Source organism: Trichloromonas sp. (assembly GCF_034006665.1).
Lineage (GTDB): Bacteria > Desulfobacterota > Desulfuromonadia > Desulfuromonadales > Trichloromonadaceae > Trichloromonas.
Genome location: NZ_JAVESI010000002.1, coordinates 1 through 21,477, shown reverse-complemented (window position 1 = coordinate 21,477; position 21,477 = coordinate 1). Strand labels below are relative to the sequence as shown.

At 58.9% G+C, this 21,477-nt stretch carries 19 protein-coding genes; 18 read left to right on the top strand and 1 reads right to left on the bottom strand.

Going from position 1 to position 21,477, the window contains the following annotated elements; translation table 11 throughout:
* Positions 1 to 112: 112 nt before the first annotated feature.
* The 15 genes from RBR25_RS01370 to RBR25_RS01300 all read left to right on the top strand — a co-directional run bounded on the left by RBR25_RS01370 (position 113) and on the right by RBR25_RS01300 (position 16,028).
* A complete protein-coding gene (locus tag RBR25_RS01370; protein ID WP_432817732.1) occupies positions 113 to 949 on the top strand; it encodes a cytidylate kinase family protein in 837 nt (278 codons plus the stop codon).
* Positions 950 to 1,088: 139 nt separating this feature from the next.
* Positions 1,089 to 1,835 (top strand): YebC/PmpR family DNA-binding transcriptional regulator, encoded by a 747-nt coding sequence (locus RBR25_RS01365; RefSeq protein ID WP_432817731.1) that lies wholly within the window; start codon positions 1,089 to 1,091, stop codon positions 1,833 to 1,835.
* 83 nt (positions 1,836 to 1,918) lie between these two features.
* Complete coding sequence (ruvC, locus tag RBR25_RS01360) at positions 1,919 to 2,428, top strand: crossover junction endodeoxyribonuclease RuvC (protein WP_432817730.1); 510 nt, start codon at positions 1,919 to 1,921, stop codon at positions 2,426 to 2,428.
* A 39-nt stretch (positions 2,429 to 2,467) separates the two neighbouring features.
* Positions 2,468 to 3,070, top strand: a complete 603-nt coding sequence (gene ruvA, locus RBR25_RS01355; protein ID WP_432817729.1) for a Holliday junction branch migration protein RuvA — start codon at positions 2,468 to 2,470, stop codon at positions 3,068 to 3,070.
* A 14-nt stretch (positions 3,071 to 3,084) separates the two neighbouring features.
* Positions 3,085 to 4,122: a Holliday junction branch migration DNA helicase RuvB gene (ruvB, locus tag RBR25_RS01350; protein ID WP_432817728.1), complete on the top strand. Its 1,038-nt coding sequence runs from the start codon at positions 3,085 to 3,087 to the stop codon at positions 4,120 to 4,122.
* Between the two features lie 177 nt (positions 4,123 to 4,299).
* Positions 4,300 to 6,630 carry a hypothetical protein gene (locus tag RBR25_RS01345; RefSeq protein ID WP_432817727.1) on the top strand — a complete coding sequence of 777 codons (2,331 nt, stop codon included), beginning with the start codon at positions 4,300 to 4,302 and terminating at the stop codon, positions 6,628 to 6,630.
* Between the two features lie 60 nt (positions 6,631 to 6,690).
* Positions 6,691 to 7,230: an epoxyqueuosine reductase QueH gene (locus RBR25_RS01340; protein ID WP_432817726.1), complete on the top strand. Its 540-nt coding sequence runs from the start codon at positions 6,691 to 6,693 to the stop codon at positions 7,228 to 7,230.
* A 3-nt stretch (positions 7,231 to 7,233) separates the two neighbouring features.
* A complete protein-coding gene (locus tag RBR25_RS01335; protein WP_432817725.1) occupies positions 7,234 to 7,443 on the top strand; it encodes a DUF2905 domain-containing protein in 210 nt (69 codons plus the stop codon).
* Between the two features lie 76 nt (positions 7,444 to 7,519).
* Positions 7,520 to 8,470 carry a patatin-like phospholipase family protein gene (locus RBR25_RS01330; RefSeq protein WP_432817724.1) on the top strand — a complete coding sequence of 317 codons (951 nt, stop codon included), beginning with the start codon at positions 7,520 to 7,522 and terminating at the stop codon, positions 8,468 to 8,470.
* 113 nt (positions 8,471 to 8,583) lie between these two features.
* Positions 8,584 to 8,889: a phasin family protein gene (locus RBR25_RS01325; protein WP_432817723.1), complete on the top strand. Its 306-nt coding sequence runs from the start codon at positions 8,584 to 8,586 to the stop codon at positions 8,887 to 8,889.
* A 9-nt stretch (positions 8,890 to 8,898) separates the two neighbouring features.
* On the top strand, positions 8,899 to 10,590 hold the full coding sequence (locus tag RBR25_RS01320; protein WP_432817722.1) for an ABC1 kinase family protein: 1,692 nt from the start codon (positions 8,899 to 8,901) through the stop codon (positions 10,588 to 10,590).
* A 202-nt stretch (positions 10,591 to 10,792) separates the two neighbouring features.
* The gene (gene lpxC / locus RBR25_RS01315; RefSeq protein ID WP_432817721.1) at positions 10,793 to 11,722 is read left to right on the top strand and encodes a UDP-3-O-acyl-N-acetylglucosamine deacetylase; all 930 of its coding nucleotides are present in this window, start codon (positions 10,793 to 10,795) and stop codon (positions 11,720 to 11,722) included.
* A 138-nt stretch (positions 11,723 to 11,860) separates the two neighbouring features.
* The gene (locus tag RBR25_RS01310) at positions 11,861 to 14,113 is read left to right on the top strand and encodes an ATP-binding protein (RefSeq protein WP_432817720.1); all 2,253 of its coding nucleotides are present in this window, start codon (positions 11,861 to 11,863) and stop codon (positions 14,111 to 14,113) included.
* 18 nt (positions 14,114 to 14,131) lie between these two features.
* Positions 14,132 to 15,499 carry a sigma-54-dependent transcriptional regulator gene (locus tag RBR25_RS01305; RefSeq protein ID WP_432817719.1) on the top strand — a complete coding sequence of 456 codons (1,368 nt, stop codon included), beginning with the start codon at positions 14,132 to 14,134 and terminating at the stop codon, positions 15,497 to 15,499.
* Between the two features lie 100 nt (positions 15,500 to 15,599).
* Positions 15,600 to 16,028 (top strand): hypothetical protein, encoded by a 429-nt coding sequence (locus RBR25_RS01300; protein WP_432817718.1) that lies wholly within the window; start codon positions 15,600 to 15,602, stop codon positions 16,026 to 16,028.
* A 116-nt stretch (positions 16,029 to 16,144) separates the two neighbouring features.
* Here RBR25_RS01300 and RBR25_RS01295 read toward each other — a convergent pair whose 3' ends face one another.
* Positions 16,145 to 17,473: a citrate (Si)-synthase gene (locus RBR25_RS01295; protein ID WP_432817717.1), complete on the bottom strand. Its 1,329-nt coding sequence runs from the start codon at positions 17,471 to 17,473 to the stop codon at positions 16,145 to 16,147.
* Between the two features lie 335 nt (positions 17,474 to 17,808).
* On the opposite strand from RBR25_RS01295, the gene dusB reads away from it, so the two are divergent.
* The 3 genes from dusB to ntrC are packed head-to-tail and all read left to right on the top strand — an operon-like array spanning position 17,809 to position 21,352.
* On the top strand, positions 17,809 to 18,786 hold the full coding sequence (dusB, locus tag RBR25_RS01290; protein WP_432817716.1) for a tRNA dihydrouridine synthase DusB: 978 nt from the start codon (positions 17,809 to 17,811) through the stop codon (positions 18,784 to 18,786).
* A 3-nt stretch (positions 18,787 to 18,789) separates the two neighbouring features.
* Positions 18,790 to 19,905 carry a two-component system sensor histidine kinase NtrB gene (locus tag RBR25_RS01285; RefSeq protein WP_432817715.1) on the top strand — a complete coding sequence of 372 codons (1,116 nt, stop codon included), beginning with the start codon at positions 18,790 to 18,792 and terminating at the stop codon, positions 19,903 to 19,905.
* 28 nt (positions 19,906 to 19,933) lie between these two features.
* Positions 19,934 to 21,352: a nitrogen regulation protein NR(I) gene (gene ntrC / locus RBR25_RS01280; RefSeq protein ID WP_432817714.1), complete on the top strand. Its 1,419-nt coding sequence runs from the start codon at positions 19,934 to 19,936 to the stop codon at positions 21,350 to 21,352.
* Positions 21,353 to 21,477 lie beyond the last annotated feature (125 nt).

Genomic DNA, 21,477 nt, shown 5'->3' with positions numbered 1-21,477 from the left:
CATCCCGCCGGCTTTTTTTCGAGGCGGCAACTTATGGCTTTTCATCCTTTTTTCAACTTGCTATGATGACGAGCCGTTTTTGCGGACACCCACGGTTGAGCAAGGAGTACCAATGGCGATCATCACTATCTCCCGGGAAATGGGCAGTGCCGGCATCCCCATCGCCCACAAAGCCGCGGACAAGCTTGGCTATACCCTGGTCGACGGCGACGCCATCCGCAAAGTCGCCGCCAACTACGGACTCTCCGTCGAGGCGTTGGAAAATGCCGACGAAAAGCCGCCGGCTTTCGTCGAGACGGTAGACTCCCAGACCGAAGCCAACTTTCACCGTATCCAGCTGATCATCCTCGAATACGCCCTCAAGGGGAACGTCATCATCTACGGGCGTGGCGGTCAAGATCTGCTCAAGGGCATCAACAGCGTCCTGCGGGTGCGCATCATCGCCCCCTTCGATGAGCGGGTCGAGCGCTGGGCCGAGCGGGAATGGCTCGACCCCGACCTGGCCCGGGTGCTGGTGCGCAAATCCGACCAGCAGCGCGCCGGCTTCATCAAATACTATTTCGACCGCGACTGGAACGATCCTCTCGCCTACGATCTCATCATCAACACCCTGAACCTCTCCGAGGAGACCGCCGTCAAACTCATCTGCGACGCCATCAAGGACCGCAACCTGACCGAGCGGAAGGACCACTGCAAAAAGAACCTCAAGGATCTGATCATCCGTAAGAAGATCGAGACTGAACTCTTCGCCAGGGGAACGATCTGCGGCCTGCACCAGTATCATTTTCATGTCGCGGCCAAGGACGGAGAGGTCACCCTGGAAGGCTATCTGCACAGCCGCGAGGATCTCAAGACGGTTCTCGACGTGATCGCGAGCATCGACGGCATCAAGAGCGTAACCAACAACCTGGAACTACGCCAGTACCAGTCCAACCCCCGGGAGCACTGAGCGCCCTTATGTTGTGGACATTTTTGCGAAAGCCGGCGCCCCCGCCGGCTTTTTGCATCCTCTCTTCCGATATTTAATTCCGACCGGCCACCACGGCCCCGACCTCTCAGATCGAACCAGCAAGGAGCACGGCACAACCATGGCAGGACACAGTAAATGGGCTAATATCAAACACCGCAAGGGCGCCCAGGACGCCAAGCGCGGCAAGGTCTTCACCAAACTGATCAAGGAAATTACCGTCGCAGCCAAGATCGGCGGCGGCGACCCGGAAGGCAATCCGCGCCTGCGCACGGCCATCGACAAGGCCAAGGGCGAGAACATGCCCAAAGACAGCATCGAGCGCGCCATCAAAAAAGGGGTGGGCGATCTCGACGGCGTCAACTACGAGGAAGGTACCTTCGAAGGCTACGGCCCGGGCGGCGTGGCGGTGATCGTCGAGTTCATGACCGACAACCGCACCCGCACGGTCGCCGATGTGCGCCACATATTCACCAAGCACAACGGCAATCTCGGCGTCAACGGCTCGGTCTCCTTCCTCTTCGACCGCAAGGGTCTGATCTCCTTCACCACCGATAACGACTTCGACGCCATCTTCGAAGCGGCACTGGAAGCCGGGGCCGAAGACGTCAAGGACGAGGGGGATGCCTACGAGGTCATCACCGATCCCGGCAACTTCATCGAGGTGCGCGAGGCTCTGGCCACCGCCGGCCTGCAGTGGGACAACGCCGAAATCACCCTGATTCCGCAGACGATGGTGGCGTTGGAAGGCAAGCAGGCCGAGCAGATGCTGAAGATGATGGATAAACTCGAAGACAACGACGACGTTCAGAACGTTTACGCCAACTTCGACATCTCCGACGACGAAATCGAAAAGGTGATGGGGTAAAAGGAGACTAGACCGAAGGCTGAAGGCTGAAGACTGAAGGAAAAATTCTTCAGCCTTCGGCCTTCAGTCTTCAGCCTCGAATTATGCGCATTCTCGGAATCGACCCGGGCAGCCGTGCCACCGGCTACGGGCTCATCGAAAAGCAGGGCAGCCGCCTGCGGCACATCGACAACGGCGCGATCTTCACCCGCGCCGATGACGAACTGGCGCTGCGCCTGAAACAGATTTACGACGGCCTGCTCGCCATCATCGCCGAGTATCGCCCGGAATCCGTGGCGGTAGAGCAGATCTTCGTCGCCAAGAATGCCCTTTCCGCCCTCAAACTTGGCCATGCCCGGGGGGGCGCGCTCCTCGCCGGGGTCAACTCGAACCTGCCGGTCTTCGAATATTCGGCCCTCCAGGTGAAAAATGCCGTGGTCGGCTACGGCCGCGCCGACAAGGCCCAGGTGCAGCAGATGACCCGCACCCTGCTCGCCCTGCCGGAAATCGCCCAGGAAGATGCCGCCGACGCCTTGGCCGTGGCCATCTGTCACGCCCACAGTCACGGCCTCAACCAGCGCCTGGCTACGGCTCTGGCCGGAAAAGCTCGTTAGCCTTCTGTCCTCAGCCTTCAGCCTTGCCAACAGGTTCCCATGATCGCCCTGCTCACCGGAAAACTCGCCTATAAATCCATCGACCATCTAATCGTCGATGTCGGCGGCATCGGCTATCGGGTGAAGATCCCCCTGTCGAGCTTCTACGCCCTTCCCGAGGCAGGGGATGTACGGTTGCACATCTTCACTTACGTCAAGGAAGATGCTATCCATCTCTACGGTTTTCTGACCGCCCAGGAAAAGGAACTCTTCATCCTGCTCCTTTCAGTCTCAGGGGTGGGACCAAAACTGGCGGTGAACATCCTCTCCAACATCCCCGCCGCCGAGCTGCGCGCGGCCCTGAGCCAGGGGAATGACAAGCGCCTGGCGGCGATTCCCGGCATCGGCAAGAAGACCGCCGACCGGCTGATCCTGGAGTTGCGGGAGAAGGTCGGCAAGCTCGCCGCCGCCGTCGCCGGCCCCCCTCACCCGAGCGCGCCGGCGACGCGCGCGGCGGATACCCTGGACGATACTTTGTCGGCCCTGATCAACCTGGGCTACAAGGAGGCGCAGGCGAAAAAAGCGCTGGAAGCCTTGGAACTGGCCCCCGACACCCCGGTCGAGGAAGCCCTCAAGGGCGCCCTGAAAATTCTCCTCAAGTGATGTGAAAGCGGCCCATGAGCGAACGGATCATCAGCGCCGAAGCGGGCGGGGACGACAATTCCTATGAAAACGGCCTGCGCCCCCGCAGCCTCAAAGAGTATGTCGGCCAGTCGAAGGCCAAAGAGAATCTTCAGGTCTTTATCGACGCGGCGCGCAACCGCGCCGAAGCCCTCGACCATGTCCTCTTCTTTGGTCCTCCGGGGCTCGGCAAGACCACGTTGGCCAACATCATCGCCTACGAGATGGGGGTGCACATCAAGAGCACCTCGGGTCCGGTGATCGAAAAACCCGGCGATCTGGCGGCGATTCTCACCAATCTGGAAGCCGGCGACGTCCTCTTCATCGACGAGATCCACCGCCTGTCGCCGGTCGTCGAGGAGATCCTCTATCCGGCCATGGAGGACTACCAGCTCGACATCATCATCGGCCAGGGTCCGTCGGCGCGAACGATCAAGCTCGACCTGCCCCGCTTCACTCTGGTCGGCGCCACCACCCGCGCCGGGCTCCTCTCTTCCCCCCTGCGCGACCGCTTCGGGGTTATCGCCCGCCTGGAATTCTATTCGGATGCGGAACTGACCACCATCGTCCAGCGTAGCGCCGGGCTCTTGGGCATTCCGACGGAAGCGGACGGCGCCGGAGAGATTGCCCGCCGCAGCCGGGGAACGCCGCGCATCGCCAATCGCCTGCTGCGCCGGGTGCGGGACTTCGCCGAGGTCACCGGGGATGGCGTCATTTCCCGGGAACTGGCGGATCTGGCCTTGGGGCGGCTAGAGGTGGACAGACGCGGTTTCGACCACATGGACCGGCTGATCCTGCTGACCATCATCGACAAGTTCGCCGGCGGGCCGGTCGGCCTGGAAACCCTGGCCGCCGCCATCGGCGAAGAGAAGGACACCATCGAGGACGTCATCGAGCCCTTCCTACTGCAACAGGGCTACCTCAACCGCACCCCCCGGGGGCGCACTGCCACCCCGTTGGCCTACGCCCATTTTCATCGCCCCCTCAAAGGGGGAAACGGCCCGCTCTTCGCCGGTCCCGAAAAGGCAATCTGAGCGACGGCCGAACAACAACCACGGGACATCCGCAACGTCGATCGCATGGTGCCGGGCTTCTCTCCCGCTGCTGAGCATCTCCATCGCCGTTATCGACTCGCAAACCCTCGAAACCTCCGCGGCCGTCACTATCGGCCGACGCCCCACGCCCCTGCGGGCGCCATCGTGACCTCCCCTATGAATCAGGAATCTCTCCGGCGCTTCGCCGAACAACTCGCGCACTGGGCCGGACAGGCTCTGGCGGAAGGTCGCTTCCCCTTTCGCCGTGTCGATCTTTACCCGCCTCTTCTGACCGAGGCCGGCGAGGAGCCCCCTCATCTGGTCTTCTGGATCAACCGGGAAAGTCACATGGCTGGCGGCCTGCTGCTCCTCCCGGACGCCGGGGTGGAGGAAGCAGTCGAGCAGGGCCGTCGCTGCGCACCCGCCCTCGGGCTGCGCCACTTCGCCGTCTGGGCTCCCCATGAACTGAGCATCTGGGAGATCCGTGCCGAAGGCCCCGTCCGCCATCGGGAGATCCCCCTCGCCGAAAATCATGCCGTCGCTTTCCAGCAGGCCTTGTGGCAATTGCTGGAAGCGTTCAAGCCGCTCTCGGTGCTGGGTGCCGTTCCCCCTGACGAACTCGCCGCCGGTTATCTCGCCAACCTTTGGCGCGCCGCCCCCCGCGATAGCCAGAACGTTCTGGAAGAGGGGTTCCGGACGCTTCGAGCGACCCGACGGGACGTCGACGGGGAGCCGCGGAAACTGGCCTACGACAAAGGGATACTGACCCTGCTCAGAATTCTCGCTCTGGCCGCCTTCGATCTCCTTCCGGTCGGCGTCCAGCCGGAAGAATTGGAACCGGCCTTGGGCAACGCCCTGGCCGAACTGCCCGAAGGAGCACGAACGGCGCTGGTCCTAAGCGCGGGGGAGATGCCCCTGCCCTTCCCGGCAGCGGTGCGTTTTCACCATCTCGCCCGACGTCTCGGGCAGCTGCATGTGGGACATGACCGTGAGCGGCTGCTGCGCGCCCTCGAACTCTTCGCCGCCGGAGAAGAGTTCGGCGCCGATAGTGGTGATGTCCTCCCCCCCTCCGAACAGGGTTCGATCCTGCTTCTGCCTCCTCCCCGGCATGGGGCGGACACAAACCTGCGGAAGGTCATGGAAGTCGGGCCCCGGCCCCTCCTCGCCTTGTTGGCCCTGCGCCGGGACTTGACCGGCCTGCCGCCGGCGCTGCGCCAGGCCGAGGATCTCTTCGCCCTGACAGCGGTCGTCCCGCCGGGATTCATCCGGGCAAGGCTCGACGCCGAGCAGCCTCCCGACCGTGAAGAGCGCGCTGCGCTGACAACCCGCCTGCGTTTCTCCTGGCCCACCCGCCGTTTCCGGCTGGGAACCAAAGCCCCACGCTGGCATTGGGAATTTCTGCATCTGCTCGGTCTCGCCGCCGAAGGGGGACGGCTTCTTCTCGATGTTCCCGGTGGCTGGCTGAGCGATGCCTTGGGCGAGCCGCTGGTGGATCTGCTGCGGGACGAGTTCACCCTGCTTGAACTAGCGCTAGGCGACGAAGGGCGGTTGCGTCTTGAACTGGTGAAGGGGCGCAGACCGGAAGCGATGACCCGCTTTTACCGCCCGGATGGGGAACGCCAACGGTCCTGGCGCGAACTGGCGACGGGACACCGAGCGCTGCTGCCCCTGACCCTGCACCTCGATGAGGGTCTATTCTCCTTGCTTGAAAGCGGTCGGCTCACCATTCCCGCCCCGGACGACTGGCCGGCGGATCGCGGCGCGGAAGTCTTGCTCTTCAGCCGCTCGACCCTCGGCCGCCGGCTTTGGGCCACTGTCGCCGGCGACCGCCCCCTGCCGGATATCGGTGACCTGCGCCATAGCGCCCAGCGTTTCGGCCTGCCTTTGCCACGGCGGGAGGTTCTCGACCAACTGCGCCTGCTCGACTGGCACGGCCGGCGGCCGTTGCCCGCGACCGAACTGCTCGATGAGGCCATCGGCCGCTGGCTCGGACCAGTCCTTCCGGAAAGTACCGTAGGAGAACCGCAGCCGCTGGTGCCGACCTCCCGGCCGACGCCGCCATCGGCGGCTCTCCTGGCGCAAATCGTCGCCCGGGTCTTCGTCGACGGCATCCCCCGTTTTCCCGAGCACTATCTGTACGATCATTACCGGCCGGAACTCGTCACTTATCGGATGACTCCGCCGCTGACCCTGCGAGATGAATTTTTCGGCCGTTACACCCTGGTCGACGGCGACGGCGAAACTCTCAGCGTCGACGGCGCGGAAACGGCGCAGGCACTGCTGCTGGCGGCGGCGACGGGTCGTCGGGAAGCCGCCCTGCCCCGCGATCGGGAGCTGACCGATGCGATCCTGCGCCGCTATCGGGCCGATCTGCGCAAGCTCCGCAAAAAGCTGCTCCACGCCTGCCATGCCGCCATCCCGCACGCCGCGACGGCGGAGCGAACCGGTGAAAAACTGTGGCGCGACCAGGGCCTTCCCCCCGCGATATTGCTCGGCGAGGACGATTGACAAAGCACCGGCAAGGGGTGAAAATGGCCGTACCCTTTATCCTTCACGAGTCGAGACGTTATGAAAATCCTGCTGCATATCTGCTGCGCCAACTGCGCCATCTATCCCCTCGACCGGTTGCGCGACGCCGGTCACGAGGTTTCTGGCTACTTCCATAATCCGAACATCCATCCCTACCTGGAATTCCGGCGCCGCCTGGAGACGCTCAAGGAGTACGCCGAGATACGTGATTTGCCGGTACTTTATCGGGAGGACTACCAGCTAACCGAGTTTCTCGGCGCAGTGGCCGCCGACCCAAACAACCGCTGCACCTACTGCTATCAGAATCGTCTGGAGGAAACGGCGAAAGTCGCGGTCGAACAGGGATATGAGGGCTTCACCTCAACGCTGCTCTACTCCCGCTTTCAGAAGCACGAGGAGATCCGCTTGGCGGGGGAAGATCTTGCCCGCCGTCACGGCCTGGTTTTCGTTTATGAGGATTTTCGCAAGGGCTGGAATCTGGGCGTCGCCGAGTCGAAGCGGCTCGGTCTTTACCGACAGCAGTATTGCGGTTGTATCTATTCGGAATACGACCGTTACGCGCCGCGACCGGGAAAATGACCGATGCCGCCGGGCCGTCTGCTCATCATCCTCGGGCTCGTCCTGATCCTGGTCGGACTGCTTTTGACCTACGGCGGTCGCATCCCCTGGCTCGGACGACTTCCCGGGGACTTCCGCATCGAACGGGAAAATTTTTCCTTCTACTTCCCCCTGGCTTCCAGCCTCCTGGTTTCTCTCCTTCTTTCCCTGCTGCTCTGGCTCTTTCGCCGCTGACAGCCTTGCCAAGACCGCAACCGACTCCTATAATAACTTGATATTTTAATCCTTTTGATCCAGTGAGCTGCCGTTTATGACCACCCCCGCGATCCCGGACAATTCGATCGGCCTGGCCCTCGGCAGCGGTGCTGCCCGGGGGCTGGTGCACATTGGGGTGCTCAAGACCCTCGAAGCCGAAGGCATTCCCATCGGCTGCATCGCCGGCACTTCGATCGGCGCCCTGATCGGCGCCCTGTACGCCGCCGGAGTGCCGCCGACGCAGATGGAAGAGGTGGCCCGCAATGTCGACTGGCAGCAGTTGGCCGGGCTGATCGATCCCATCATTCCCACTTCCGGGTTGATCGATGGCAAGAAAGTCGCCCGGTTCATCGCCGAACTTTTGCCGGTGGAGACCTTCGAAGAGTTGCGCATCCCCTTGGCGGTGCTCGCCACCGACGTCGAAACCGGTGAACTGCTGGTAATCCGCCGGGGACTACTACGGGAAGCGCTGCGCGCAGCGATCTCCTTCCCCGGCATCTTTACGCCAGTGTACTTTGCCGGGCGTTTTCTGGTCGACGGCGGGCTGTGCAATCCGGTCCCCGTGGATGTCGCCCGCGACCTCGGCGCACGTCGGGTGCTTGGCGTCTGTGCCATCCCCGAAGTGGAAAAACGGCCACAGGAGGCTTTTCTGCCCAATCCGAAACGGGAGGAGCCGCGCAAAAATCTTCTCTTCGATTTTTTTGATTCGACCATGGTAGAAAGGCTGCTGCGCGAACTTTGGCCCCCCGGCAGCAAAGACAATCCGGCGGTGGAAAAGGAACGCAAGCCGCCGGGTCTACTGCGCATCTTCGCCCAGTGCATCGCCATCATGGAGAATGAAATCAACAGCCTGCGCCTGGCCCGGGATGGTGCGGACGTGCTCCTGCGCCCCGATCTCAACGGCGTCACCCTGCTGGAATTCCACAAGGCCCGGGAGATCATTCGCGCCGGAGAAGAGGGCGCGCACGCCGGCATCGCCGCCATCCGCGCCCTGCTTGACCATTGAAACCTCTGAAATCCATGTTATTTTTAGGCCAGCGCGAAAACAGCTCGGGGGGTTGAGACTGACCTCTTGGCGTGCCGAAACGAACTACTCCCTCATTTGCCAAGGAGAATGCCATGTTCGAACTGATTGAAAAAACCCTGTTGGCCGGCATGGGCGCGGTCTCCCTCAGTCAGAAAAAGACCGAGGAGCTGATCCAGGATCTCAAACAGCGCTTCAACGTCAGCGAGGAAGAAGGCAAGGCCCTGCTCGACAAACTGCAAGGCGCGGCCAAGGACACCCAGAAGAAGCTGGAAGAAATGGCCTTGCAGGAAGTGAAAAAGGCGTGTGAGCGGATCGGGGTGGCCACCAGCGAAGAGCACGCCGCGCTCAAGCAGCGGGTCAAGGATCTGGAGGAAAAACTCCGGGAACGGGGGGAATAGCCCGCGTTCATGCTCTCCTTTCTGCGCCTCAACCGCAATATCCGCACGATTCGGCGTTACCGAAACGTCCTTGGCATCCTCATCAAGTACGGCTTCGGGCATATTGTCGAAGAGCTTAACCTCAACTACTATCTCGAACTGGGACGCCGCATCGTCACTTTGGGAACGGCTCCCAAGGAGATCGAACGACTCAGCCAGCCGGAGCGGTTGCGGCTGGCCATGGTTGAGCTCGGCCCAACCTTTATCAAACTGGGCCAGATTCTCTCGACCCGCCCCGACATCATCCCCAAGGAATATGCCGATGAGTTCGGCAAGTTGCAGGACAAGGTTCCGTCCCTGCCCTACGACGAGATCGAAGTCTACATCCGCGAAGAGCTCGGCGCGCCGGTGGACGAACTCTTCAGCGAATTTTCCCCCATCCCCCTGGCCGCCGCCTCCATCGCCCAAGTGCACCGGGGGCGACTGACGAGCGGCGAGGAGGTGGTCATCAAGGTGCGCCGCCCCGCGATCAAGCAGATCATCGAAACCGATGTCGACATCCTGCTGGGGCTTGCCTATCTCATCGAAAACCACATCCCCCAGGCGGATATTTACGATCCGGTCGGGGTGGTCAAGGAATTCCGCCGCACGATCAGCCGCGAGATGGATTTTACCCGCGAGGGCCATACCATCGACCGCTTCGCCAACAATTTCGCCGCCTCCACCACCGTGCACGTCCCCAAGGTTCACTGGCCCCTGACCGGCGAGGGGGTGCTGACCATGGAGTATATCGAGGGGATCAAGGTTTCCAACACGCGCCGGTTGCAGGACGAAGGCTACGACCTCAAAGCCATCGCCCGCAACGGCGCCGACGCCTTTCTCAAACAGGTACTGGTCGACGGCCTCTTTCACGGCGATCCCCATCCCGGCAACTTCTTTATTCTGCCGGGCAATCGCATCTGCATGCTCGATTACGGCATGGTCGGGCGGCTCGACAACGAAGTCAAATATCAGCTGGTCGACCTGCTGCTGGCGATTCTTCACCGGGATGTCGATACCGTCATCACCCTGCTCCTCTATTCCGGCGACATCGCCGAGGATATCGACAACAAGCAGCTGAAACGCGACCTCACGGAACTGATCGACAATTACTACGAGATCCCCCTGCAGGAGATCAACGCCGGGCGCCTGCTCACCGAATTCATCGAAATCCTCACGGTCTACCGGATCAAGTTCCCCGCCGACCTGATGCTCCTCGGCAAGGCGCTGATCACCATCGAGGGAATCGGAAGACAACTCGATCCCAACTTCAACATGATCGACCACTTGCGCCCCTTCATGGAAAAGCTGGTGCGCGACAAGGTCACGCCAACCCATCTTTCCAAGGAAATGGTCCGGGTGGTGCAATCCTACAGCGCCCTAGCTAAAAATCTTCCCCGCGATCTCAAAGAGTTCATCAACCGCGTCAACCGCAATAAGTTCAAGATCGATCTGGAACACCGCGGCCTCGAAAAGCTCATCACCGACCTCGACAAATCGAGCAACCGCCTCTCTTTCAGCATGCTCATCGCCGCCCTGATCATCGGCTCGTCACTGATCATGCAGACGGACAAGGGCCCTATGCTCTTCGGCTTTCCTATGCTCGGCTTTCTCGGTTATTCCATCGCCGGCTTCCTCGGCCTGTGGCTGGCCATCGCTATCCTTCGTTCAGGACGGCTTTGATCCCCTCCACATCCTGTGGCACTGTGGCCCCAGCGCCACAAGAGGTCGTGTGCATCTGCAACACATCCCCCGCCCAACTCCTGGAAATAAATATTTTATATAGTAATTCCAGTGACTTAAAATTTTTTCTCAATTGGCAAGACCCTTGCATTAAGAAAGCCTGTCGCCGCATGCGATTCAGAATGCCAAGGGAGAATCCCATATGATCTATCAATGCACTATCGCCCAAACCATCTCCATCGCCGGAATCGGCCTTCATTCGGGTCGTACCATCCGTATGCAGCTGCGCCCTGCCGAAGCCGGCAGCGGCATCGTTTTCCATCGTTCCGAAGGGGAGCGCACGGTCTCCATCGAAGCAATCTCGGCCAACGTAGTCGATACCCGCTTGGCCACGGTCCTCGGCAAAAGTGGCCTCACCGTCTCGACGGTCGAACACCTGATGGCCGCGCTTTGCGCCCTGGGGATCGACAATCTGCACATCGATATCGATGGTCCTGAAGTCCCGATCATGGATGGCAGCGCCCATTATTTCGTCAAAGCGATCCGCAAGGCGGGTCTGCGCTCCCTTCCCCGTAGCCGCAAGTTCCTCGCCATCCGCAAACCCCTCACCGTCATTGACGGTGAAAAACGGGTAACGGTCATTCCGTCCCGTTTCTTCCGCATTACCGCCGACATCGCCTTCGATCACCCGGCAATCGGCTTACAGCACCGTTCGGTCAAGGTGACTCCCGACTTTTTCCGCCGGGAACTGGCTTCAGCCCGAACCTTTGGCTTTCTCAAGGAAGTGGAATATCTCAAGGCCAATGGTCTGGCCCAGGGCGGTTCCCTGGAAAACGCCGTGGTTATCGGCGATGAGGGGATTCTCAACCCCGAAGGGCTGCGGTTTCACGACGAATTCGTGCGTCACAAGATCTTGGACGCCATCGGCGATTTCAGCCTGGCCGGGTTTCCGGTCCTCGGCCACTTCAAGACCTTCAAATCGGGACATGACATCAACCATCAGATGATCGAGAAGATCCTCGCCACCCCTGACGCCTGGCGATTGGTTGAATTTACCAATAAAGACCTGCAGGAAGCGTTGCTGGCCGCGCCGCCGGCTCTTTCCGCCGGTCTGGCTCTATCCGAAGCCTGATTTTTCCCGGTATATAGATCAAAAAAGGCAGCCAGAGGCTGCCTTTTTTGTTTCGCCCCGCCGCGGATCGCGAATTCTTGCCAAATAGATTGATATTATTCTATTATTGCAATTTTATCCTGTTGTTTGAGGAAGAGTATGACCCAGCATCACTCCCCGCACCCGGAACCGACGGAAAACCGCAAACGTCGCCGCGAATGGCTACTGATCCTCGTGCTTACCGTCTTGGTAGCGCTCTTTTCCAACTTCGAATCGCAACTTCTCGACCTTTCCTCCAAGCTACCCCTTTCCAACACGATTCTTGTACTGGCACTGATCAACCTCAACATTCTGTTGGTCGTGCTCTTTCTCTTTCTCGTTTTCAGAAATCTCTTCAAACTGATTCTGGACCGCCGCAGCAATGTTCCCGGAGCCCGTCTCCGCTCGAAATTGGTGGTGGCCTTTGTTTCCCTCTCTCTGATTCCCACACTCCTGCTTTTTTTCATTTCCGCCGGGTTCATCACCAGTTCCATCGAAAGCTGGTTCAACTCCCAGATTGAAACCTCCCTCCAGGAATCCCTGGAAGTGGCGGAGACCTATTACAAGAACTCCGCCGATAATGCCCTGTACTATGGCGAACAACTGGCCAACACCATCCGCCAAGAAAAACTCCTCAATGAGGAAAACCTTCCCCGCCTGAGGGAATTGGTCCACACCAAACAGCAGGAATATAACCTGGGTGTTGTCGAGGTATTTTCCGCCACATATGAAGAGCTGGTGCGAGCCGCCAACCCACAGATTGCAACGGCGAATTTTACCGACCCCGGCTCGGAAAATATCCGTCAGGGGCTGGAGGGGAAACGTTTTACCCGCATCACTCCGATCGGTGAAGCCGATCTGATTCGCGGCATTGTCCCGGTCCTGTCCAACTGGAATCCCGCGGATGTCGTGGCGGTCGTAGTCGTCAATTACTACGTTCCCCGTTCCCTGGTCAGCAAGATGAAGGAGATCTCCTCCTCCTACGAACAGTACAAGGACACCAAACTGCTGAAAAACAAGATCAAAAAAGGTTACATCGCGGTTCTGCTGCTGATTGCCCTGGTCATTGTCTTTCTCGCCACCTGGTTCGGCTTCCGCCTGGCCCGGGGCATCACCGTACCAATCCAGGAGCTGGCCCAGGCCACCAGCCGGGTCGCTGACGGTGACCTGAATGTGCGCATCGAACAGTTCGGAAACGATGAGATCGGCTGTCTGGTCAAGGCCTTCAACCAGATGACCAACGACCTGCGCAAAGGGCAGGAGGAAATCCGCAAAGCCAATCAAGATCTGCAGGCAACCTACGCGGAAATCGACCAGCGTCGCCGTTATATGGAGACCGTTCTCAAAAACGTGACCGCCGGAGTCATCTCCGTCGACCAGGACGGCTTCATCAGCACGATTAACAAATCGGCGGAAAACCTCCTCAAAATCCAGCCGGGGCAGATTGTCGGCCGCAGCTTCTGGGACGTAGTCAGCGTCGAGCACCTGCCTATGGTCAAGGAATTCCTCAAGGATCTAAAACTCTCAGGAAAAGACTCCATTCGCAAGCAGGTAACGATCCCCGTGCAGGAGAACCGCGTTACCTTTCTTTTCAACATCACGACCCTACGGGACGAAAACCAGGAATTTCTCGGCACGGTGGTGGTTTTTGACGATCTGACCCATATCATCAAGGCGCAACGCATGGCCGCCTGGCGCGAGGTTGCCCGGCGCATCGCCCATGAAATCAAAAATCCCCTGACTCCCATCCAGCTCTCGGCGCAACGACTGCGCCGCCGTTATCTCGATCGTTTCAACGATGACGACAAGGTCTTCGACGAATGTACGCGGATGATCGTGACCCAGGTGGACGAGCTGAAAAATCTGGTAAATGAATTTTCCAATTTTGCCCGCATGCCCGCCGGCAACCCGACCCTGAACAATCTCAACGAGCTCATCGCCGAAACTCTAGTTCTCTATCAGGAAGGGCACAAGGATATCCGTTTCGTCTTCGAACCCTGCCAGGAGATCCCCCCTTTCAGCCTCGACCGGGATCAGATCAAGCGCGTGCTCATCAACCTTTTCGAAAATGCCGTCTGCGCCGTGCAGGAGGAATCTGACCCCACGATTACCGTGGAAACCAGCTACAACCCCACTTTGCAGATGGTCACCTTCGCCGTGAACGACAACGGTTGCGGCATTCAACCGGACGATAAAACCCGGCTTTTCGAGCCCTATTTTTCCACCAAAAAAACCGGTACGGGTCTTGGGCTGGCGATTGTCTCCACCATCGTCTCCGACCACCACGGCTATATCCGGGTCAAGGACAACCCGCCACGGGGGACAAAATTCATCGTGGAGCTGCCGGTAAGTGAAAACAGCCTGCCGACCTGAACCTGAAAAAGGACGACCATGAAAACGATACTGATCATCGACGATGAGGAGAGTATTCTCGAAAGTCTGACGGGCATTCTACAGGATGAAGGATTCCGTACGCTAGGGGCGGAGAGCGGAGAAGAGGGGTTGAGCCTTCTGAAAGAGGAAGATCCCGACCTTATTCTTCTCGACATCTGGATGCCGGGCATTGATGGTATCGAAACCCTGCGTAAAATCCGCGAAAATTCCTCCGACCAGTTGGTCATCATGATGAGTGGTCACGGCACGATTGAGACCGCAGTAAAAGCGACCAAACTCGGCGCTTATGACTTTATCGAAAAACCGCTGTCCCTGGAAAAGCTGCTGCTCGCGGTCCAGAATGCTCTGACCACCGGCCAGTTGGTGGAAGAAAACCGCACCCTGAAGGCCCGCATCGCCAAGGAACATGAAATGATCGGTAACGGCCCGGCGATCCGTCTCCTCAAGGAGCAGATCAGCATTGCCGCGCCGACATCTGGGTGGGTACTGATTACCGGCGAAAACGGTACCGGCAAGGAACTGGTGGCGCGGGCTATCCATGCCCACTCGCATAGGGCGGGGAAACCTTTCATTGAAGTCAATTGCGCGGCGATCCCTGAAGAGCTCATCGAATCGGAACTATTCGGCCACGAAAAGGGTTCCTTCACCGGAGCGACGGCGATGCGCAAGGGCAAGTTTGATCTCGCCCACGAAGGAACCCTTTTTCTCGACGAAATCGGCGACATGAGCCTAAAGACCCAAGCGAAAGTCTTGCGCATCCTTCAAGAAAAAAAGTTTGAACGAGTGGGCGGTAGTCGTACCATCGAAGTCGATGTCCGGGTCATCGCAGCGACCAACAAAGATCTTGAAGCGGAAATCGTCAAGGGGAACTTTCGCGAGGATCTCTATTACCGCCTCAATGTTCTCCCCTTTGAAGTGCCGCCGCTGCGGGAGCGGAAAGAAGACATTCCCCAGTTGGTGGATCATTTCTTGAAATATTTCTGCAGCAAGGAGAGCCGGGAAATCAAGAGCCTGACCCCGGAAGCAATGACGGCGCTGGTGAACTATTCCTGGCCCGGGAATGTGCGGGAGCTGAAAAACATTGTCGAACGCCTGGTCATCATGATTCCCGATGCGCAGATCAACGAAAAACACCTCCCGACCGCCCTCTTCCTGAAAAAAACGGAAGGGTCCAAAGCAGAAACCTCTTCGGCTCTGGATGCCGTGACCTTCCGCGAAGCCAGGGAAGAGTTCGAAAAGGAATACCTTCTGCAAAAACTCGAAGAGAACGACTGGAACATCTCCCGAACCGCCGAGGTCATCGACATAGAACGCTCGAACCTCCATCGCAAGATCAAGAGCTTCGGTATTGAACTGAAGAAATAACCATGCAGAAGCGGATCCGGAAGATCAGGCGGCGGATGACGGCGCATTATCCGACTTCCCAGCCTGAAGGATTACCTAAATATTTTCTCAGGTGTGAACAATGAATGATGCGAATATCGATGAAACCCTCTGCCGTCAATGTGGGGGTCGCTGTTGCCAGGGACATCCTGGAGTATGGACCGACCCACAACGTTTTTTCACGATTTTTGCCACGAACCAGAACCCTACAGCCCAAGAACTGAGTAAAATCCTCAAAGAAAATCGCCTTGTATTACGAAACCTGGGGGGCATCCTTGTCCCAGCCCCGCGTGAGACGGAGCAAGGCTGCGCCGAACTGGGCCCAAAGGGCTGTTCTTTTCCCCCGGAGAAGCGGCCCTGCCAGTGCCTAGGGCTGATCCCGGAACTGGAAACCCTGCTGGACGACATGATCCACTGTCGGCTACCGCCGGAATACGGTTCCGGCACCGCCCGAGAAAAGTGGCGTCCTTGGCAGGAACTGCTGTGCAAGGTCAACAGTTTGCCAGATTGACCCCCAAAATGTTTAACGTCAGCCCTCCGTCACATCGTACCGCCATAAAAAAAGCGACTCTGTTGCCAGAGTCGCTTTTTTTATTCAACTGTTGACCGTGCGATCAACAAACCATCTTAGGACTTACGGCCACCTTCGGCAGCCCACTTCTCAAGCATCGCGGTGGTGACGGACTTCGGACGCTCGATGGCGTAGCCAAGACCACGGTCCCAAGTGATGTTGGCCATGCAGCCGAGGGCGCGACCCACACCGAAAAGAACGGTGTAGAAGTCCCACTCACGCAGACCATAGTACCACTGAATAACGCCGGACTGCGCGTCAACGTTCGGCCAAGGATTCTTGGCTTTGCCGTGCTCGGTGAGAACGCCGGGAGCGGTTTCAAAGATCATGGCAACCAGTTTGAACAGTTTGTCGTCTTTGAGACCCGGGGTGCTGAGGCAGAATTCACGCTGGGACATGTAGCGGGGGTCGGTCTTGCGCAGAACGGCGTGGCCGTAACCCGGTACAACCTGACCGGAGTTGAGGGTGTCCCACAGAGCCTTGGTGACCAGTTCCTTGGTGGGCTCAACGTCTTTGCAGTATTTTTCCTGGAACTTGAGAGTCCAGTCCAGAACTTCCTGGTTGGCCAGGCCGTGCAACGGGCCAGCGAGGCCGTTGAGACCGGCCGAGTAGGAATAGTACGGGTCGGACAGCGCCGAATGCACCAAGTGGGTGGTGTGAGCCGAAACGTTGCCGGACTCATGGTCGGAGTGGAGGATGAAGTACATACGAGCAACGTCTTTGTACTGCTCGCTCTGGCCGATCATGTGAGCGAAGTTGGCGCCCATGTCCAAGGTAGGATCGATGGGGGTCTGGAAGTCACTGCGATATTTCAAGTTGTAAATGAAAGCGGCGATGATCGGAATACGAGCAACCAAGTCACAAGCGTCTTCGTAGACGGATTCCCAAGCGGTCATCTTGTTGAACTTGCCCGAGCTGTAGAAAGCGGCAAATTTGGAGTCCTTCTGCAGAGCGAGGATACCGACGGAAAGCATGACCATCGGATGGCTGTCGCGGGGCAGGGCACGGATGGCGTCCCATACGTAGGAAGGAACCACCTGACGGACTTTCCACTCGGCCACAACGGCGTCAACCTGAGCTTGGGTCGGCACGTCACCGGTCAGCAGGAAGTACCAGAAGGACTCGACGGTGGGATACTTGGAGCCTTTGGCCTTGGGCAGGGCTTCGAAAGTCTCGGGAATGGTCTTGCCGCGGAAACGGATGCCTTCCTGGGGATCGAGATAGGAGATGTCGGTTACCAGGCTGCGGATGTTACGAGCGCCGCCGATGCACTGGTCAATCGTCACCTGGTCGATGACAACCTGACCGAACTCCTTGACAAGCTTGGTGGTGCGGGGACGATGGTCTGCGATCTTCTGAGCCAATACTTCCTTGAGTGTCGCCATGCTTCTCTCTCCTTTGGTGAAATAAATACGATGGGCAAAACCCACCAGGCCAAACTGCCCTTTCCAACAAAACCAAATTTGAATCGCATCCCGGAGGCGTTCCACACGGCTGGAAGCCGCGGCGTTTGGATGTTTTTGACCAGGATTGCCGGGTCAATCTTGGCTCAATCTCATTTACGCATGGTAAGTTCTAGCAACTGCGCCCAGGGTTGTCAAGCACTATTTTGTATACGGTATACATGTGTCCGGCGACACGGGGGGCTTTTTCATTTTGGCTTTTCTTACTTTGCATGCTAGTATGCACAAAATTTGTGCAATTAAAAGGCAACTTATCAATGATAATTCATAAATTATTACTCGCCAACAATATCTGGCTGGCCCCTATGGCCGGGATCAGCAACCTGCCCTACCGGCGCCTCATGAAAGCATACGGCGCCGGTCTGGTCTTTACCGAAATGATCAGTGCCAACGGGCTCACTCGGGGCGGCAAGCAGACGCTGGAACTGCTCGCCTCCACCCGCGACGAACGGCCACTGGGCGTCCAACTCTTCGGCGAAGATCCTGCGCTCTTGGCCGAAGCGGCCGTCTTGGCCCAAGAGTATGCCGATCTGATCGACATCAACCTCGGCTGTCCGGTAAAAAAAGTGGTTCGTAGCGGCGCCGGCAGCGCCCTGCTCCGGGATCCCCCACGAATCGCCGCCATCGTCGCCGCAGTCCGCCGCGCGACCGACCTTCCCCTGACCATCAAGATCCGTTCCGGATGGTCCCTGCAGTCCATCAACTATCTGGAAACGTCACGCCTCGCCGAAGCTGAAGGCGCGGATGCCGTCACCCTGCATCCGCGCACCCGCTGCCAAGGTTTTTCCGGTCATTCCGACTGGGAACACCTGCGCAAACTCAAGGAAACCCTGCGCATTCCGGTCATCGGTAGCGGCGATATTTACACCGCCGACGACGCTCTGCGCATGCTGCGCCAAACAGGTTGCGACGCCGTCATGATCGGACGGGGGGGGTACGGCAATCCGTGGCTGATCCGGGATCTCAAGGCCCGGTTCGACGGTGGCCCCACCCCTCCTGCGCCTTCCCCCGTCGACCGTATGGAAGTCGCTTTTCGGCACCTGCGCCTGCATCTGGAAACTTTCGGCCCGCGAAAAACGCTCCTCGATATGCGCAAACATCTTTGCTGGTACTCCCGGGGGCTCGCCGAAGCGGCAACCTATCGTGCCGCGATAAATCATGCCCAATCCCTAGCGGAAATAGAAGATATGACCCGGGATTTCTATCTGGCCGCCGTGGCGCGGAGTGAGAGCTGAGAGATGCCAACTCAAGAAAACACGAAAGTTCATATCCGGGTTCTCGAAAACATCGATCGCGCCGTGATCGCCTTGGACAACGATGGCATCATCACCCTCTTCAATCCGGCCGCCCAGGCTATGACCGGCCTTTCCGAACGTCAGGCCTTGGGCAAATCTTTCAATGTTCTTTTCAAGGGGCAATCGCCCCTACTGAAGCTGGTCGCCACGGCGCTGGCAGCAGGGCGATCGGTTTCCAACCATGAAGACATTACTCTGTACCGGCCATTGTCCCAGCCCCTGCCGGCAAGTGTCAGCGTTTCACCGCTTCTCACCGAAAGCGGAAGCTGCGACGGAGCGATCCTGATTCTCCGCGATCTCTCCCGGCTGCAGGATCTGGAACAGGCGATGCGCCAGTCGGAGCGTCTTTCCCAGCTCGGCACCCTCGCCGCCGGCCTGGCCCACGAGATCAAAAACCCCTTGGGCGGCATCAAGGGCGCCGCCCAGCTGCTCGACCTGGAACTGCCCAAGGAAAGCCCCCTGCGGGAATACACGGCAGTAATGATTCGCGAAACCGAACGGGTCAATACCATCATCGAAGGGCTGCTTGAGTTGACCCGAGACCGACAACCGAAATGGGCGGGGGTCAACCTCGGCAAGATTTTGGGAGACATTCTGCTTCTGCAGAAAACCGTCTATGGGGAAAAACAGATCGACTTTCTGCTTGATCTCGACCCAAGCATCCCCGAATTTCGCGGCGACGAAGCGCTGTTGACCCAACTCTTCCTGAATCTCATCAAAAATGCCGCCGAAGCCATCTCCGATAGCGGCTTCGTGCGCATTTCCAGCAAAATCGTCGCGGATTACCACCTCAGTCTTCCAGGAGGACGCCCCGCCCCCTTCGTCACCGTCGAAATCCGCGACAACGGCACGGGTATCGCCCGGGAAGACCTGGAACGCATCTTCACCCCGTTCTACACCACTAAACATTTGGGAAGCGGACTGGGGCTGCCCTTGTGCCAGAAAATCGTCCGGCAGCACGACGGGATGCTCAAGGCGGCCAGCGAGCCCGGCTCGGGAACCGTCTTTTCCGTCTCCCTGCCGCTGATTCCGCCCCCGGGATCCGGACTGGGGGAATAACTTCATCGCCAACGGAGGGTCTTGCGCCATGTCCATTCACCATATCCTGGTTGCCGACGACGAGGAGAGCATTCGCTGGGTTCTCGCCAAATCCCTGGGAAAACTCGGCTACCAGGTCGAACTAGCTTCCAGCGGCGACCAGGCTCTGGCCATGCTCCGTACAAATGTCTTTGACCTTGCGGTACTCGACATCAAAATGCCGGGGCTGTCGGGTCTTGATCTGCTCACCCGCATTCATCAGGAACGACCGGAGCTGCCAATAATCGTCATGACCGCCGAATCGACCATGGCCAACGCTGTCGAAGCGATGAAACGGGGGGCTTACGACTACCTGACCAAGCCCTTCGATCTCGAGGCCCTCGACGCCATCATCCTCCGCGCCAGCCGGGCCGCGGAGGTGAAACCCGTCGACCAGCGGGAAACGCTTGCTCAGCCCTTGGACCGCACCCTGATCGGGCGCAGCCGTCCCATGCAGGAAGTGTACAAAACCCTGGGGAAAGTCGCCGCCGCCAACGTCACCGTGCTCATTACCGGAGAATCGGGGACCGGCAAGGAGCTGGTGGCCCGAGCCATCCACGGCAACAGCTCCCGGGTCAGCAAGCCCTTTCTCGCCCTCAACTGCGCCGCGATTCCCAGGGAACTACTCGAAAGCGAGCTTTTCGGTTTCGAAAAGGGGGCTTTTACCGGGGCGCATGAACGCAAGATCGGCAAATTCGAGCAGGCCCAGGGTGGCAGCCTCTTTCTCGACGAAATCGGCGACATGCCGCTGGAATTGCAGGCCAAGCTTTTGCGGGTGCTACAGGAGAAGGAGATCACCCGCACCGGTGGGATAAGCAACATTCCCGTCGATGTGCGGATCATCGCCGCCACCAACCAAGACCTTCAGGAGCAGGTGCGGGCCAAGAGCTTTCGCGAGGATCTCTACTACCGCCTGAACGTCATCCCAATCAGCCTGCCGCCCCTACGCGAACGTCCCGAGGATATCCCCCTGCTGGTCGATTTTTTTCTGCAGCGGTTGCAGGCGAAGCAGAATCTGCCGGCCCGAACCTGCTCTGCCGAAGCCTTGACGGCCCTCAAGCACTTTCCCTGGCCCGGCAACGTACGCGAACTGGAAAACGCCATCCAACGCGCCGCTCTGCTCTCCCCCAATTCCCAGTTGACGGTCGATGATTTCCCCTTTCTGGCGACGGCGGCCGGTAGCGACCAAGAGGAATCTCTGGAGGCATTGATCGCCCGCAAGCTGAACTGCTCGCTGGCGCAAATGAATGTTCAGGAGCTGGACAATCTCTACGAAATGGTTCTGCATCAGATGGAACGACCGCTGATCAACATCGTTCTCGACAAAACCCGGGGGAACCAGGTCAAGGCCGCCGAAATCCTCGGGATCAACCGCAACACCCTGCGCAAAAAGATCCAGACCCTGGGGATCGATCTGAAAAAGGAATAATCGAGTAGGGTGAGGCGAGCAGATCAAGCTCGCCTCATCCCTCTCACAGAACCGTACGTACGGGCCTCGTATACGGCTCCTGTCCATTCTTCCCCTCAGTACGTCTGAGGCAGGTACCCGGTTTG

Coding starts and splice junctions, on each gene's coding strand:
- RBR25_RS01370 (WP_432817732.1), top strand. CDS start 113: ATGGCGATCATCACTATCTCCCGGGAAATGGGCAGTGCCGGCATCCCC.
- RBR25_RS01365 (WP_432817731.1), top strand. CDS start 1,089: ATGGCAGGACACAGTAAATGGGCTAATATCAAACACCGCAAGGGCGCC.
- ruvC (WP_432817730.1), top strand. CDS start 1,919: ATGCGCATTCTCGGAATCGACCCGGGCAGCCGTGCCACCGGCTACGGG.
- ruvA (WP_432817729.1), top strand. CDS start 2,468: ATGATCGCCCTGCTCACCGGAAAACTCGCCTATAAATCCATCGACCAT.
- ruvB (WP_432817728.1), top strand. CDS start 3,085: ATGAGCGAACGGATCATCAGCGCCGAAGCGGGCGGGGACGACAATTCC.
- RBR25_RS01345 (WP_432817727.1), top strand. CDS start 4,300: ATGAATCAGGAATCTCTCCGGCGCTTCGCCGAACAACTCGCGCACTGG.
- RBR25_RS01340 (WP_432817726.1), top strand. CDS start 6,691: ATGAAAATCCTGCTGCATATCTGCTGCGCCAACTGCGCCATCTATCCC.
- RBR25_RS01335 (WP_432817725.1), top strand. CDS start 7,234: ATGCCGCCGGGCCGTCTGCTCATCATCCTCGGGCTCGTCCTGATCCTG.
- RBR25_RS01330 (WP_432817724.1), top strand. CDS start 7,520: ATGACCACCCCCGCGATCCCGGACAATTCGATCGGCCTGGCCCTCGGC.
- RBR25_RS01325 (WP_432817723.1), top strand. CDS start 8,584: ATGTTCGAACTGATTGAAAAAACCCTGTTGGCCGGCATGGGCGCGGTC.
- RBR25_RS01320 (WP_432817722.1), top strand. CDS start 8,899: ATGCTCTCCTTTCTGCGCCTCAACCGCAATATCCGCACGATTCGGCGT.
- lpxC (WP_432817721.1), top strand. CDS start 10,793: ATGATCTATCAATGCACTATCGCCCAAACCATCTCCATCGCCGGAATC.
- RBR25_RS01310 (WP_432817720.1), top strand. CDS start 11,861: ATGACCCAGCATCACTCCCCGCACCCGGAACCGACGGAAAACCGCAAA.
- RBR25_RS01305 (WP_432817719.1), top strand. CDS start 14,132: ATGAAAACGATACTGATCATCGACGATGAGGAGAGTATTCTCGAAAGT.
- RBR25_RS01300 (WP_432817718.1), top strand. CDS start 15,600: ATGAATGATGCGAATATCGATGAAACCCTCTGCCGTCAATGTGGGGGT.
- RBR25_RS01295 (WP_432817717.1), bottom strand. CDS start 17,473: ATGGCGACACTCAAGGAAGTATTGGCTCAGAAGATCGCAGACCATCGT.
- dusB (WP_432817716.1), top strand. CDS start 17,809: ATGATAATTCATAAATTATTACTCGCCAACAATATCTGGCTGGCCCCT.
- RBR25_RS01285 (WP_432817715.1), top strand. CDS start 18,790: ATGCCAACTCAAGAAAACACGAAAGTTCATATCCGGGTTCTCGAAAAC.
- ntrC (WP_432817714.1), top strand. CDS start 19,934: ATGTCCATTCACCATATCCTGGTTGCCGACGACGAGGAGAGCATTCGC.